At 48.9% G+C, this 14,986-nt stretch carries 10 protein-coding genes; 3 read left to right on the forward strand and 7 right to left on the reverse strand.

The window, feature by feature from the left end; genetic code table 11:
* The first annotated feature begins 30 nt into the window (after positions 1–30).
* Complete coding sequence (locus QFZ48_RS30980; RefSeq protein WP_429065331.1) at positions 31–2,226, forward strand: GH92 family glycosyl hydrolase; 2,196 nt, start codon at positions 31–33, stop codon at positions 2,224–2,226.
* 3 nt (positions 2,227–2,229) lie between these two features.
* Here QFZ48_RS30980 and QFZ48_RS30985 read toward each other — a convergent pair whose 3' ends face one another.
* Entirely contained in the window at positions 2,230–3,711 is a 1,482-nt protein-coding gene (locus QFZ48_RS30985; RefSeq protein WP_429065333.1) for a hypothetical protein, read from the reverse strand.
* A 26-nt stretch (positions 3,712–3,737) separates the two neighbouring features.
* A complete protein-coding gene (locus QFZ48_RS30990) occupies positions 3,738–4,880 on the reverse strand; it encodes a glycoside hydrolase family 130 protein (protein WP_429065334.1) in 1,143 nt (380 codons plus the stop codon).
* A gap of 95 nt (positions 4,881–4,975) precedes the next feature.
* Between QFZ48_RS30990 and QFZ48_RS30995 the strand changes: the two genes are divergently transcribed.
* Entirely contained in the window at positions 4,976–7,546 is a 2,571-nt protein-coding gene (locus QFZ48_RS30995) for a sensor histidine kinase (protein ID WP_429046834.1), read from the forward strand.
* Between the two features lie 137 nt (positions 7,547–7,683).
* Positions 7,684–8,253: a hypothetical protein gene (locus QFZ48_RS31000; protein ID WP_429046833.1), complete on the forward strand. Its 570-nt coding sequence runs from the start codon at positions 7,684–7,686 to the stop codon at positions 8,251–8,253.
* Positions 8,254–8,301: 48 nt separating this feature from the next.
* Here the strand turns inward: QFZ48_RS31000 and QFZ48_RS31005 are convergent, their stop codons facing one another.
* The 5 genes from QFZ48_RS31005 to QFZ48_RS31025 all read right to left on the reverse strand — a co-directional run bounded on the left by QFZ48_RS31005 (position 8,302) and on the right by QFZ48_RS31025 (position 14,984).
* Positions 8,302–9,717 carry a GDSL-type esterase/lipase family protein gene (locus tag QFZ48_RS31005; RefSeq protein WP_429065336.1) on the reverse strand — a complete coding sequence of 472 codons (1,416 nt, stop codon included), beginning with the start codon at positions 9,715–9,717 and terminating at the stop codon, positions 8,302–8,304.
* 68 nt (positions 9,718–9,785) lie between these two features.
* Entirely contained in the window at positions 9,786–10,232 is a 447-nt protein-coding gene (locus QFZ48_RS31010; RefSeq protein ID WP_429065338.1) for a hypothetical protein, read from the reverse strand.
* Positions 10,233–10,326: 94 nt separating this feature from the next.
* Positions 10,327–11,781, reverse strand: coding sequence for a PLP-dependent aminotransferase family protein (locus tag QFZ48_RS31015; protein WP_429065339.1), 1,455 nt, complete (start codon positions 11,779–11,781; stop codon positions 10,327–10,329).
* Between the two features lie 3 nt (positions 11,782–11,784).
* The gene (locus QFZ48_RS31020; RefSeq protein ID WP_429065340.1) at positions 11,785–13,959 is read right to left on the reverse strand and encodes an FN3 associated domain-containing protein; all 2,175 of its coding nucleotides are present in this window, start codon (positions 13,957–13,959) and stop codon (positions 11,785–11,787) included.
* Positions 13,959–14,984 carry a 6-bladed beta-propeller gene (locus QFZ48_RS31025; RefSeq protein ID WP_370911460.1) on the reverse strand — a complete coding sequence of 342 codons (1,026 nt, stop codon included), beginning with the start codon at positions 14,982–14,984 and terminating at the stop codon, positions 13,959–13,961. The genes QFZ48_RS31020 and QFZ48_RS31025 overlap by 1 nt, the downstream gene beginning before the upstream one ends.
* Between the last annotated feature and the right edge of the window lie 2 nt (positions 14,985–14,986).

A 14,986-nucleotide genomic window follows, 5' to 3' on the forward strand; every position in this document is an offset into this window, starting at 1 on the left:
GTTTGTACTTTTTTATGGTTAACAGCTGGTATGGCAAGTGCTTTGGCACAAACCAGCCAGCTGTTGGCTTATGTAGACCCGTTCACCGGCACTTCCAAAAGCACCACCCTCACCGCCCTGGCGCATGGCGCCGGCACCGAGCAGCTGGCCAATACGATTCCCGCGGTGGGCACACCTTTTGGCATGACGCAGTGGACCCCGCAAACCAGGCTCACCGAACAGAAATGTGTGGCGCCGTATTATTACACGGACTCTCTTTTCAGTGGCTTCCGCGGCACACACTGGCTCAGCGGTTCCTGTACACAGGACTACGGCAGCATGACCGTTATGCCCGTTTGCGGCGAACTCAAAACCACACCTGACGGTTACGCCTCAACGTTTTCAAACACCGGTGAAACAGCCTCGCCCGCCTGCTACAGCACATTACTGGGCAAAGACAAGATACACGCAGCCATCACTGCCACCGCGCGTTGCAGCATGATGCAGTTCAGCTTCACCAAAGAGGACGACTGCTATATAGTGATCAGGCCCAACAGCGACCGGGGCAAAGGCGCCGTGTATATCGATCGCCGGCGGCAGGAGATCTCCGGCTATAACCCCGCGTTCCGCATTTACCAGGGACAGGGACAGCCAGCAGGATTCAGCGGCTACTTCGTGGTGCAGTTTGAAGAAGTATTTAGTGATGCAAAAGTATTCCGCGACAACACCGTTCTGGCGGAAGACAGTATCAAAGACTATGCAGGTATCGGCGCTGCTGTAAAATTCAATGTGCATAAAGGCAGCGTGATAAGGTTACGTGTAGGCACTTCCTTTACCAGTATTGACGCGGCCAGGGAAAATCTTGCATCAGAAATCAGTCACTGGGATTTTACCGCACAAACAAAAACTGGCAGCGATATATGGAATAAAGCGCTGGGGAAAATTGAAGTAACCGGTTCTTACGAAAAAGATAAAACAATCTTTTATACGGCATTGTATCATACCATGCAGCACCCGCGCCTCTTCAATGATGTAAAAGGCACCTACCCTGCTTTTGCGCAATCTTACCAGGTGAAACAACTGGCTTCCGGCAATTACTACGACGACTTTTCCATGTGGGATATATACCGTGCGCAACTCCCGCTGTATGAGATACTGGACACCACATTGATTAACGACCTGGTACGATCGCTGATCCTGAAAGGGCAACAGGGTGGCTGGCTGCCAATCTTCCCCTGCTGGAATAATTACACTGCCGCTATGGTGGGTGATCATGCCATTCCATTTATTGCATCTGCCTATAACAAAGGCATCCGTAATTATGATGTGGAAGAAGCGTATCGCCTCATGCGGCAAAATGCTTTTGACACCGCTGCCATAGCTGATTATAAAGAAGGCAAGGGCCGCAGGGCTTTATCTTCTTACCTGAAATACGGATATGTACCTTTGGAAGATAACGTGCCGTATGCTTTTCACAGCCGTGAGCAGGTATCGCGCACACTTGAATATGCGTTTGATGACTACGCGCTATCTACCATCGCGAAGGCACTGCATAAGCAAAAAGATTATGCAGCCTTAACAAAAAGGGCCGGCAATTATGCCAATGTATTTGATCCGCAGCTGGGAGATGTAAACGGCCGGTACGCCTCCGGCAAATGGTATGAGCATCCCGACCGGGACAAGAAAATGTTTTTTATTACCGAGGGAACGCCACGGCAGTATGGGTTTTATGTACCGCATGATATTCCCGGTCTTATTAAATTAACCGGTGGAAATAAAAAATTTGAACAGGCGCTGGATAGTCTTTTTTTAAACCAGCAATACTGGCATGGCAATGAACCCGGTCACCAGATCCCTTTCCTGTATAACTACGTAAACGCGCAAACGAAAACCATTGCGCATACCCGTGAAATCAGGGCCATGGAATATGGCGTAGGTCCGGGAGGGTTATGCGGCAATGACGATGCCGGCCAGATCAGTGCCTGGTATGTATTTGCCGCGATGGGATTTTACCCGGTGAACCCCGTGGCGCCGGAATATGCCGTCACCATTCCCACTTTTGAGCGTATTGTCATTCATACCGGTGCGCATACCACTACCACCATCCGTGTGGAGGCTAAAGGCACGCCTGTATCCATTGGCGCCATAAAAAAGGATGGAAAGCCATACAGTACCACGCGCCTGTTGCACACCGACCTGATGAAAGGCGGCGTATTTGATATTTACTCAATCCCCGGCGGGCAATAATCCTTACTCGCAGCGGAAACTACTCCATAGCCCGTCCATCTGCTTCCAGATCGCATGGGACGCCTGCTGCGGGGAAATTTCAAAGAAGAGGGCGGTACGCTGTTGCGATTCGCAATTGCTTACATGTATGGTACAGTGCAGCACAATGGGGCGCTGTACCATATAGTTTAACATCCGGATAGTGCCGCCGTAGGTTTCCACATCTCCTTCCAATGTTTTTACTTTTTTGATATCGACGACCGTAGGAACCTGTTTTTCCGCGGGTATCCGGCGGCCGATAACGTTACGTTTTACCAGGCCATTGTAATAAGCGGTGAGATAGGTATTCAGCGTAGCCGCGTTTACCACGGGCTTATCTTTCAGCCACCAGAGGAAAGCATACGACCAGTGTTCCACGCTGGTGCTGTCGCCCCATCCTGGTGCAAAGCGGATATCTTCCACACCTTTATAGCGGATCTCCGGGGCAAAGTCCACCGGCACCTGGAAATGTTCTGTTCCCCAGCCCTTCGGCTTGTTCAGCTTATAAGGTGGTTTCCAGTTTACCGGGTCAAAAATATCCAGTGTACGTTTGATCCATTGGATACATTCTGTTTCATCTACAATAGAAAATGCCTCTGCGTAACGGGCGCCGTTGATGCGTTTACCGGGTTGCGGTGAAGCGATGAACTCCGCTTCTCCGTTGCCGGCCAGCAGTAGCCTGCTTATCAGTTCGGTGGCATCGGGAATATAAGTATCATACAAGCTGTTGCGGCGTTCCTTCAGCAGCCACGCGATGTCCGTATCATAATACACGCGCACGGGTACACGTTGCAGGTATTGCTCATTGCCGGCAGCCGTGTCTTCCCGGTTGAACGGTGAAAGGGCTCGGTAGCGTTCCGGGCGCGCCGTTGGCGTACCAATTTCGCGGGTCATTTTATCAAGAATATAACCTGCGTCGCCCATTTGTCCGTCGGTTGTTTTTTTCCGGATTACCTGTTGGCACCACTGCCACAATCCATTCAGATCCACCGGGCCGCTGACAATAAAAACGGCTTTGGGATGTACGGCATAGGCGGCGGGGAACTGCCGGGTTAATTCCGTATAGCGCAGCGCGATGTTGCTGGCATACTCGTATCCCGCCAATACAAATTTCGACGTATCCGCTTTGTATTTATTGGCCACATGCTGTATCACGGTGCTGATGCGGTTTACCACGGCGGTATCGGCAAACAGTTGTTCCTGCATAGAAACAAAAACAGTGAGCAGGTCGTTGGCACAGGCCACATTGTGTAGCTTTGTTTCCGGTACCAGGTTATCCAGCTGGTAGAAGTTAGACAGCACCACCACCACGCCTTTTATCTGATGGGACAGCGGCGGTACCGCGAGATAAAAATTGCCGGTACTGTCTTTTGTATCAAAAACTACTTTTTCGATATACTGCGCGTTTGCGGATAATGCTGTAAAAAAAGCAGCCATTACAAGCAACGAAAAAAAACGGTTACGCATGATAGCGGAAATTTAATGGTGAACGGTTATGGCAGGGGATCTCCGGGCGCCGGGTGCTTTGGATCAAATACAGCCATCCCTACCCTGCTGTCGGCGCAGCCGTAGTATAAAAACCATTTCTTCTTAAAATATACCAGCCCTTCTATAAACACGGTGCCTGCGGCATACTGCCCGCTTTTCTCAAATGCTTCCATTGGACGGAGGAACGGAACATCCAGGCGGGCAATGGCTTTTTCGGGGTCCTGTTTATCAAAAAGTACTTGCCCTGCGCTGTAGCTGTTTGCGGTAAAGCGCCGGTCGCCTCTTTCACCCGGCTGATTCTTCCCGTTATACATCAACAGGATGCCTTTATCGGTCATAATAGCCGGCGGACCGCACTCCGTCAGCCCGCTGTCGAAATAGCCCTTCCTGGGCCTTATAAGCGCTTTTAATGCACCGCTGCTATCGGTAACGGGTTGCCAGTCCACCAGGTTATCAGAGGTAGCGGCAAATACGCCGGCTTCGCCCCAATACATCCAGTACTTTCCATTTACTTTTGCAATCACCTGCTTCTTTCCTTTCAGCATGGTAACGATGGACGCCGATTTATGCGGCTGATCCACGAAACGGCTGCCGGCTTTCCGGAAAATGGGCCCGTGCTTGGTCCAGTTGACCAGGTCTTTACTGGTAGCCACTCCCAGGCGGGGTACCTGCCGGTTCCACTGTGTATAGAAAATCACATAGGTGCCATCAACGGTAACAGCTACACGGGGGTCTTCACAGCCACCCGGCCATTCATAGGTTTGCTGATCATCGTTACGCGGATATAATACCGGTATTTTTTTTCTTTTGAAAGAAGCCCCGTTTTTACTTTCTGCATAGCCGATCCTGGATGTACGCGTACCTATCTTGATACCGGATTTATCTTCTGCGCGGTAGAGCACTACTATTTTCCCGGCCTTCACCACAGCAGCAGGGTTAAAGGTGTCGTTCGACTCCCAGTCGACCTCCCTTTGCAGGAGCGAATCATAAAAATGCGCTGTGGAATCTGTGCGGATCACGGGATTTACGCCGGCGGGCCTTACAAAGCCGCCCATTGCCCAATCGGGTAAACGGTTGGTTTGGGCTTTCAACGGGTGCTGCGTGAGTACTATTATTGCAGCGATCAGAGGCAGAATCTTGCTATTCAAGGTAGTTTGTTTAAATTGAGTATGGAAAGGATAAAGATAATCTCCGCTTTTGACTCATTCAAACAAAACTATATGTGCCCTATTACCAAACGCCTATGAAACATCGGGATCAATTTTTAGCTCGTGGTGGAGAAATGGGCAGGCTGATTAAAAGCATGGACTGGTCGGCAACATCCTTAGGACCTATTGAATGCTGGCCCCAAAGTTTGAAAACAACGGTCAGTCTGTGTCTTGCTTCCACATTTCCCGTTTTAATCGCCTGGGGTCCCGATACTATACAGATCTACAATGATAGCTACCGGCTTGTCTGTGGTGATAAACATCCCATGTCTATGGGTCAGAGCTTCCGGGTATGCTGGGAAACAGCACTGCCCGTGGTAGGCGATGCTTTCACCCGCGGACAGTCAGGAGAAGGAACCTATATCAAAGACCAGCGGATGTTCCTGGACCGTAACGGCTACCTCGAAGAAGCGTTCATGACTTTCTCGTTTGCGCCCATACGGAATGAAGCCGGCGAAGTGGGAGGCATTTTTCACACGGTTACCGAAACAACAGATAAAGTGCTGGCTGCGCGCCGGACGCAGGTGTTGCATGATTTGTCGACCCTGATAGGCAAAGCAGAAACTACTGAAAAGATATGCGAAGCAATATTGGGAAAGACGATTGACTTCAGCTGCGATATCCCTTTCCTGCTGTTATACCAGCTGGATAGCAAAGTAAATAACCATTGTGTGATAGCCGCCGCGGGGATTGATGCGGATACTGCAGGAGTTAACTGGTCTTTCGACGAAGCGTTACAATCCCTGCAACCGGGAGTGATAACTGACCTGGGCAGCCACCTTGGCCATATTCCCTTTGGTCCCTACCCGGAAGCGCCACACAGCGCTGTTGTGCTGCCGGTAAATATCGCCGGCGAGCAGCGGCCATGGGGATTTGTTGTTGCCGGCGTGAGTGCCAGACGAACGCTGGACGAAACTTATTTGAATTTTTACGAATTACTGGGTAACGCTTTCAGCATCGCTTTTTCGAATGTACATGCATATGAACAGGCACAACAACGCAACGACGCATTAGCGGCTATTGATAAAGCCCAAACAGCCGCCAACAGCCCTGAACGGGCACACGTGCTCATCGTAGACAATAACGCAGATATGCGTAACCACCTGGCAAGGCTACTCGAAAAATATTATTATATCACGACTGCCAAAAACGGACTGGAAGCACTGGAGCAAGTGGAGCGCAATAAGCCGGATCTCATTCTCAGCGATATCATGATGCCGGTCATGAATGGAAAAGATCTGCTGGAACGTTTACGTGGTAACCTGGCTACAGCGCAGATACCTGTTATCTTCCTTTCTGCACGCACCGGTGGCGAAGCACGTATCGATGGATTGGAAGCCGGTGCAGACGATTACCTGGTGAAACCCTTTTCAGCCGTAGAACTGCTTACGAAAGTAAAATCGCATATTAGAATTTTAAAGTTGCGCAACCATGCAGAACAACAACTGAAAAATTTATTTGAACAGGCGCCGGTAGCCATCTGCTTATTGAAAGGACTGTTAATGAATATCGAGGTAGCCAATGAAATACAATTGCAATACTGGGGCAGAGCGGCCGAAGAAGTAATGCAAAAACCACTACTGGAAGCCTTACCAGAGCTGAAATCACAGGGAATGGAAGGCATGATAGAGAAGGCATACACCAGCGGTAAAAGATATATTACCGGTGAACTGCCATTAAAGATTATCCGCTTTGGCAAACCAGAAGATATTATTGTCAGAATTACATTTGAACCACTGTATGAAGAAAATGGTCATGTTTCCGGCATTATGTGCGTTACTAATGACATTACCTTTTTTGTGGCAGCGCGTGAAGCTGCCAGGAACTATTCAGATAAGCTGGAACAACATGTGGAAGACCGCACCACAGCATTGAAAGTAGCCAATGAAGAATTGAAACGGACAAACAGGGAACTGGAAGATTTTGTATTTATGTCAAGCCATGACCTGCAGGAACCGCTACGCAAAATTCAAACCTTTGGTAACCTTGCTATGAGCGCAGAAGCGGCACGGCAACCGGTAAGAGAATACCTGGAAAAAATGATTGCTTCCGCTTCGCGTATGTCCGGGCTGATCAAAGACCTGCTGACTTACTCCAAACTGAATAAAAATGAAGATCTGTTTATTGAAACAGATCTGAACGTTGTTATGAAAAACGTATTGCGTGATCTTGAACCCGATCTGAAGAAAAGAAAAGCCCATATTGAAATATCACCGCTTCCACGAATAAAAGCTGTTCCGTTACAGATGAATCAGCTCTTTCATAACCTGCTTGATAATTCCCTGAAATTTAATGACCAGGAACCGGTGATCCGGGTAAGTGTGAGCATACTATCACCGGAAAAACAGGCTACCGTTCCAAAGCTGGAAACTGACAAACGTTACTATAAACTGGTATTCCGCGACAACGGTATTGGCTTTGAGCAAAAATACGCGGATCAGGTATTCACTATTTTCAAACGTTTGGTGAGGGTTTCCGACTATCCCGGTTCAGGTATTGGGTTAACCATTTGCCGGAAAGTGGTATTAAATCACGGAGGATATATTTACCCTGAATCACAGTTGAATGAAGGTTGTACGTTTTATGTATACCTGCCGGTTTTGTAAGTGCCGGATGAAATAAAATAACCATCTTACCAAATCAATTTTTAGGAAATTTTTAATGATTTTTATCATGTCCTGGTAATAAATTATCGGCTAATTTTGCTAAATTAATAGTAGCACCAAAACAAACCGATAGACATATGCAATACTGTAGCAGAATTTTTTACCTGATCTGCTTGTTGATGTGTATCAATGTAGCAGCAGACGCGCAAAAGAAAATTACCGGCATTTATCGCAGCATGGATGATTACCTGTCCGGCGGGTTGAGTTATACCAAGGATAACAGCAACAAAACACCCAGGATTCATCTGCATACACTTGCGCCTAAAAGTTATGTCACCCTGGAGCATAATGGCAAAAATATTCATATCAACAAAAATGAAATATTTGCTTATCAGCTCACTAACGGTGATGTTTACCGGGTAGAGGGCAATCATAGTTACCAGATCCTGAATAAAAACCCGCAATTATTGCTGTATAAGAGAAAAATACCCACTTCTCCCAAAGCCGGTCCGGAAGATCAGTACAAAATGTACTTCTCCGCTCCTAACGGTAAAATACAAACGCTGACCGCCTGGAATGTAAAACAGGCCTTCCCTGCGCATGAAACCCTGGCCGATCAGATGGATGCCCTGTTTAAACGGGATGCAGAACTGCTGACTTACGACAGGTTCCGCGGGATGTATAAGCTGGAATGGCTGGTAAAATAAACGCATGACAGTTAGCTTTCTGCGTAAAGCGGAAAGCTAACTGTTTAACTACTTTGCCGCTTTTAAAATAAAATCTACAATAGGTGTAGGGTCCGGGAAGCTGTGAGGATGATGGGCGAATCCCGGTTTATGCATCACCGTTATATCTCCTCCGAGCGCTTTTATTTTCTCTTCAAACGGCAGCGTATTTTCTTCAGGCGGTACATCCGTATCCGCATCTGCCAGCACATGCAGCATCGGGTACTTTCCTTTTACTATTTCCCTTATTTTATAGAGCGGGCTTCCCTTAAACAGCATAGCAGCGCTATCGGAAGTAAAACCGTAATCCTTTTTGAAAGCTTCCCACTCGTTAGGTTGCGCGGCCTGTTTTTTAAACTGGCTTCCCGGCCAGCTGCACAGGTCTATCACGGGATTATCTACATATACAGCCGCTACTTTATCCGGATTTTCAGCCGCCCAGTTGTACACGTATACCGCTCCCCTGCTCATGCCTTCCATCACTGCTTTACGTGCCAGTCCGGCTTTGCGCAACAACGAATAATACCCGTTCCATAATTGTATAGCCTCCTTATTGCCAAACAATTCAGCCACATCACAGTATACCACATGATAACCCCGTTCCAGCAGGGCGATATCCGTTTGCGGTTCATGCCCCCAGAAACGGGCGCGCCAGATCCACGGATGACCGGCAGCCGCAAACTTAGGCGCCACCACTTTACAGGCGCGTCCCCTGAAATCAAAATCCGTGCAGCGGTAGCCATAAAATGAGGTGATCTTTTTATCGCCGGGTAGCCGGCTAATGGCGTTAAAGGCCGTATCCCGCACCGGGTGCAGTACCTCAAAAAGTGTTTTCGCTATCAAAGTAGTGCCCTCCAGTTCAGGATGAATTCCATCCGGCATGAGTCCAGGTTTACCCATCAGCAGTGCGTTCAGGTTTACCAACTCCAGGTTTTCCTCATAAGCCACCTGTCTTACCTTTGGTAAAATCTGCTTTGTAATCACCGGGTCCCAGATCTGGGTAGTGTCTTTCACAAAAGAAACAATAGGCAGCAGCAACAGGATACGCGGGTGTGAAGGCAATGCCCGGAACGCACGGATCATGTCGTGATAATCCCGCTCGTATTCATCCAGATATACGCGGTTAATCAGCTTGCTGTCGTTGCCGCCGAGGTCGATCAGCACAATATTTGGTTCACTTGCCAATGCAGCTTTATACCCGGAAGTATTCCAATAGGGATGATCGCCCTTTTTCAGTAAAGTGGTACTGCTTACGCCGTAGTTGGTCACCTCAAAGTCCGGCCCCAGGAGCTTTCCCAGCTGCGCGGGATAGGATTCGGTTTCAGGATGCTGCAGCCGGGCGCCGGCACAGATGCTTGCGCCCAAACAGGCAATCTTTACCCGCTGTGCAAATAATGGGACCTGATACAGCAGGATCAACAGTAAAATAAAACACCTGGACCTCATGGGTAAAAATTATACGTGGAATAATGGGTTGTTAAGATAATATTTACTTTTATCATTCCACGTATCCCTTACTGCATCTCTTTTACAAGATAGCCTGCTGTTTTCACAAAGCCATTTGCTTCCAGGTAGCCCGGCGCTATGGAAAGCTCTGCCCACATGGCATCCCGGCCATTATATACCGCCAGGCATTTTTCCAGCAATGAGGCTGCTGCTGTTCCGCCGGCATGCGCCTGCAATATCGCGAAAGCCGACAGGTGTACGATCCGCTTCCCTTCCAGGAATGGAGGCCGCACGCCGCCATCGGTAAGAAAGGCGAAGCCCGCCGGTTCTTCCTCCGCATATACGATGAACCACTGACTTGAAAAACTATTCATACTGTTCACCAGGATTTTTTTGGTGTATTGCCCTTCCATCTTTATTTCGGGATGCTCTGCCAGCCAGGTGCGGGTAAGGTATAACAGCTCATCAATCATCTTGTCTGATGCCACTGCAAACTTTGTAATGATAGTACTCATGTCCGGTTGTTTGAAAAGAATGAACCACGAAAGTAGCAGTCCACCGCTGCGCAGCAGGATACAGGGAGCCGAAATATAACCGGTACAGGAACCCTCAGCTGTGGGCTACCGCGTAGCTTCCCACTTTTCGTATAGCCGCCACCTTTGCCGGTGTATATTTATCGGCAAATACCAGCCGGAAGTAATGGTCATAAGCACCTGTAAAAGAGAAGGCCGATCCCGGTGTAAATCTCACCCCGGTATCTTCACAAAAGCGGTAAAAACCAGTCATATCCAGCATTTCCGGCAACTGCACCCACAGGTGATAACCGCCGCCCGGACGACTTACTTTGGTCCCCGCGGGGAAACATTCCCTGATCAGTTTCAAACTCTGCTCACACTGTGCGGCCAGCTGCTTCCGGAAAACGCGCAGGTGTTTTTCATAAGCACTGCCTTCCAGTATTTTATTCATCGTTTCCTGGTACACAGGCGATACGCTGCTGCCCACGGCAAACCGGATCTGTTCTGCCTGCCGGAAAAAGCGGCCGGCCGACAGCCATCCCAATCGGATACCCGGCGCCAGCGATTTTGCAAAAGAGGAACAGGTCATTACCAACCCACTACTATCGAAGGAGCGGATGGTGGAAGGACGCTGGCCGTTGAACGGCAGCTCACCGTAAATATCGTTTTCTATCAGTGCAATGTTGTGGGCTTGCGCGACTTTCAGCAGTTGCTGCTTTTGATCATCCGTTAGCAGTGTGCCGGTAGGATTATGAAAATTCGGTGTAACGACAATGGCTTTAAAAGCATGTATGGCACAGGCTTCCTTCAGCACATCCAGATCAAATCCTGTTTGCGGACGCACAGGAATTTCCACCACTTTCAGCCGCAGTACGCGGATCACTTCCAATACGGAAAAAATACAGGGACTTTCAATAGCAATTACATCTCCTGGCTCACACACCGCTGCCAGCGCAATATATACTGCCTGTAAAGCGCCGTCTGTGATAAGCAATTCATCAGATTGTAAACGGGTATTGTGATGTGCTGCGCGTTTGGTAATGCTTTCACGCAATGTGGCCAAACCATTGGCAGGATAATATTTTAAGAGCGCCGCTCCTTTTTCGCGGATCACCTGCTGCATGGTTTTCAGCAACAACTGCTGCGGCAGCAACAAATCGCCGGGAGCCGCCACGTTGAATTCAGATAGTGCGCTGCGTTGCCGGTTTTCGGAAGAAATCGCCGCCAGGTTATTCCTGAAAACAGGATCCCTTACTACCATGGTTTCAGTTACTTTACCGGTAGCTGCCGGCCGGGCGCTTACATAGTAGCCGGAACGGGGAACGCTTTCCACCAGGCCCCTTAACAGGAGATCGTCATAGGCGCTCTGGATGGTACTCAAACTGGTGCTGTAATGTGCCTTCAATGTTCTTACTGAAGGTAACCGGTGACCAGGTAAATACTGGCCACCGGTGATCTTACTTTCAATGTTCGCTGCTATTTCTTCGTATTTATATTGTTTCATTTCTTTACCGGCTACGATGACCCGGTAAAGGTAGGCGAATTTCAACAGCTAATTCAACAACAGCTCATCCGCAAATGCCCATCCGCGGTTTCCTTTACCAGGATGCCAGCCCGGTATTTTCAGCAGGGGTTCCATCACTACTTTTACACAGGAAACGTTGGTAACGGGGAAAGCTGCTGCTATTTCCATAGCGGCGGCGGGGTCGTCTTTTTTTCCTGCTGCCGGAATAATCCGTTTCAATAGCTTCAGGTGTTGTGCATCTGCCCCACCCCATATTTCTATTTTGGCGGGTGGAAAAATATACCCGTTAATATTTCGTAAGATGCCTACCGATACTGACTGCAAGGGTATGGCCTGCTTGAAAAGCAGCATGGCAGACATAGGTTCTTTCACATAGCCCAGCCATTTTCCGTTGCCCTGATCCATACCGCCTTTCTGCCCATCGCATAAGGTTTTGGCGCCACTGCCGGCATAGGTTCCATCCGGCTGCGTGAGCAATACCACACTGTCAGGGATATACGTAGATTTATAAAAACTGAACTGCACCGGGTCGCTGGCGTACCAGCCTTTTTTGCAGGCAATGGCACGGATGGTGGTATTGTTTTGCAGCAACAGGCTGTCTTTAAACAGCGGCGAGTTGATGCTGTCTGGTACCGATCCATCAGTAGTGTAGCGGATCTCCACCCCTTTTATGGGATGCTTCAGCAGCAGTTGTGCCGTACTGTGGAAAACAGAAGCGGTATTCAGTAATAAAGGCTGATTCAGTTTTAATAGTTGTTTACCATCGTCTATAAATCCTTTGATGATGGCTACCTGTTTAAATGCAGCAGGGAGCTTGTCCAGTTCAGCAGCAGTGAGTCCCGTATTCCAGAGGTATAACTCCTTCAACGCAGGTGCTGTTTTCAGTACCTGTAGCTGCTGTAAGGTAACGGGGGTGCCGGACAGCGAAAGGCTTTCCAGGTGCGGCAGCTTTGCCAGGGCCGACAGCGTTTGTCCCTTTACGTTAGTAAAGCTCAGGTTCAGCACCCGCAGCTCCGGAAACTGTGCAATGATATTCAGATCGGCATCCTGCACCGGCATCTTCTGCAGGTGCATTTCTATGATCTGCTTTTTCAGCGGGAGCAGTTCTTCGATGGATTTACTGTTGAACTGATCTTTATTATAGCAGTTAACAACAAGTGGGGCTGCATTTAACGCTACCGGGTAAATAACACGGTAATTGTTATTCAGCTTTTGTACCAGCTTTTCATCTGCTGCGGCAAAGTTGTATACCGGGGTTGTTGATGCGGCTGGCTCTAACATGGCTGCGGCCAGCAACCGCAGGCTATCCTTTGCAGGTAATGCGGCTACTTTTGTTTTAAAATCAGCGCCGCCTTTGATCCAGTAATACAACAGGTCCGCTTCTTCTGGTGTAAGCTGCGGCTTTCCTGCCGGCGGCATATGTTTTTTGGCATCCAGTGGCAGGTGTAGTCTTTCCATCAGCAGGCTCATGTCCGGTTTACCGGCAACAAACAGTTTACCGCTCTTTCCACCTTTCAGCAGTTGTTGCGGCAGCTCCATTGCCAGCTCCCCTTTTGCCTTGCCTGTATTATGACAGTTCATACATTTTTCCTGCAACACCGGTTTCACCAGGTGTTCATATACCAGCGCCTGGTCGAAGGGCACCTGTGGCCCTTTACCCGCGGGGTTTACCGGCGCCAGCACAAAGTTTTCACCGTGCGTGATATCAGCTCCCAGGTGACCGGTGATCACCAGCAATGCCGCGGTGATGAGCACACCGCCCTTCTGTAACAGCGGCCGGCTTTTCTCCGATTGTCCAAACCAGTATAAGAAAGAGGCCAGCCAGCACATTGTCACGCCGCTCCATTTGTGCCACTGTAAAGTGCCACTGCCGTTGTATCCTTCTTCACCTGATAAAAACAGGCCCATGATAACGGTAACGACTGCACTGAGTGCGCCGGTAAGCAGTAACACAGATGCCAGCTGTTGTTTCCACGCTTCAGCAGCAGGCTCACGCAAACGGATAAACGTTAAAATGCCTGCCACAAGAATCAGTACAATTGGAAAATGCAGCAGCAAAGGATGCATGCGCCCCAGCACCTGCAACCAGGGAGGTAACACCACCCTGTTGCCAAAGATCACGAGGAAAAGGATAAAAATATTTCCGGCAAATAACAGGCTGCTGCCTGCGCTTTGCCATCTGGATGGCTGTTTCGCGGTCATTATACCCTCCTGAGTTTATAAGGATACACCTTCCCCGAGGCCCATTGTGCCACATAGAGGTTCCCGTCGTTATCCACACATACGTCATGCGGATGTACAAATATTTTCTCTGCCTGCTGCATGGGCTGCAGTTTTCCATCGGTATATACCGGTGCGGTGCCACCGATATTGGAAACTACCTTGTTGTCTTTATCCAATATCGTTACAAAACCACTGCCTTCCTTATCCATATTAGGCGAGCGTAATACGGCTGCATACAGGTGATCGCCTTTTATAACCGCGCGGCATACGCAGGCGCCGGGCAGCGCAATTACTTCCTGTAGCTGTCCGTCGAGGCTGAAGCGTTTAAAGCAATTCCGTGTTCTGTCGGTAACAATGAGCGTAGGCGTGCCTTTGCGGTGATCTACCACGATACCGTGGGCATTGTCCAGGTGTTCATCTCCCTGACCCCTTCCGCCAAAATAACCCAGCAGTTTACCATTGCGGTCATACCGCATTACATATTGCGCACCATAGCCGTCGGCAATATAAAAGTCGCCGTTGTCTGCCACGGTTGTTTCTGTAGGTACAAATTCCTCTTTCTTCTTATACACGCCTGTTTCAGCGGGATAGTCGATAGTCAGCAGAATTTTACCTTCCATCGTTGTTTTGTATACCTGGTGTTTCTCGGTATCCGTAATGAACAGGTATTCGGTACCATTTTCATTGCTGAGTGTAAGTCCGTGTGCGCCGGGGAATTCATGGCCCCAGTTTTCCAGCAGTTTGCCGGATTTATTATAGATAAGAATATTATTTTTTGTTTCGTTGGTCAGCAGGATGATGCGGCCTTTTTTGTCCTGCACCATTTCATGGCAATCTTTCACCGGGTACCGGCTGCTGTCGAGCGTTCCCCATTTGGTGTCCAGCGCATAGCGCATATTATTGTGGCCGTATACCGGTCCTTTTGGTTTGGCAAAAAGATCGCGGGAAATATAAAAGGAGGCGGTTACTAACGCCGACGTCTGTATGAATTTTCTTCTTTCCATTA

Source organism: Chitinophaga sp. W2I13 (assembly GCF_050434005.1).
Classification (GTDB): Bacteria; Bacteroidota; Bacteroidia; order Chitinophagales; family Chitinophagaceae; genus Chitinophaga.

What these genes read in the sequence shown, in the direction of transcription:
- QFZ48_RS30980 (WP_429065331.1), top strand. Translation starts at nt 31, where the DNA reads ATGGCAAGTGCTTTGGCACAAACCAGCCAGCTGTTGGCTTATGTAGAC.
- QFZ48_RS30985 (WP_429065333.1), bottom strand. Translation starts at nt 3,711, where the DNA reads ATGCGTAACCGTTTTTTTTCGTTGCTTGTAATGGCTGCTTTTTTTACA.
- QFZ48_RS30995 (WP_429046834.1), top strand. Translation starts at nt 4,976, where the DNA reads ATGAAACATCGGGATCAATTTTTAGCTCGTGGTGGAGAAATGGGCAGG.
- QFZ48_RS31000 (WP_429046833.1), top strand. Translation starts at nt 7,684, where the DNA reads ATGCAATACTGTAGCAGAATTTTTTACCTGATCTGCTTGTTGATGTGT.
- QFZ48_RS31005 (WP_429065336.1), bottom strand. Translation starts at nt 9,717, where the DNA reads ATGAGGTCCAGGTGTTTTATTTTACTGTTGATCCTGCTGTATCAGGTC.
- QFZ48_RS31010 (WP_429065338.1), bottom strand. Translation starts at nt 10,232, where the DNA reads ATGAGTACTATCATTACAAAGTTTGCAGTGGCATCAGACAAGATGATT.
- QFZ48_RS31020 (WP_429065340.1), bottom strand. Translation starts at nt 13,959, where the DNA reads ATGACCGCGAAACAGCCATCCAGATGGCAAAGCGCAGGCAGCAGCCTG.
- QFZ48_RS31025 (WP_370911460.1), bottom strand. Translation starts at nt 14,984, where the DNA reads ATGGAAAGAAGAAAATTCATACAGACGTCGGCGTTAGTAACCGCCTCC.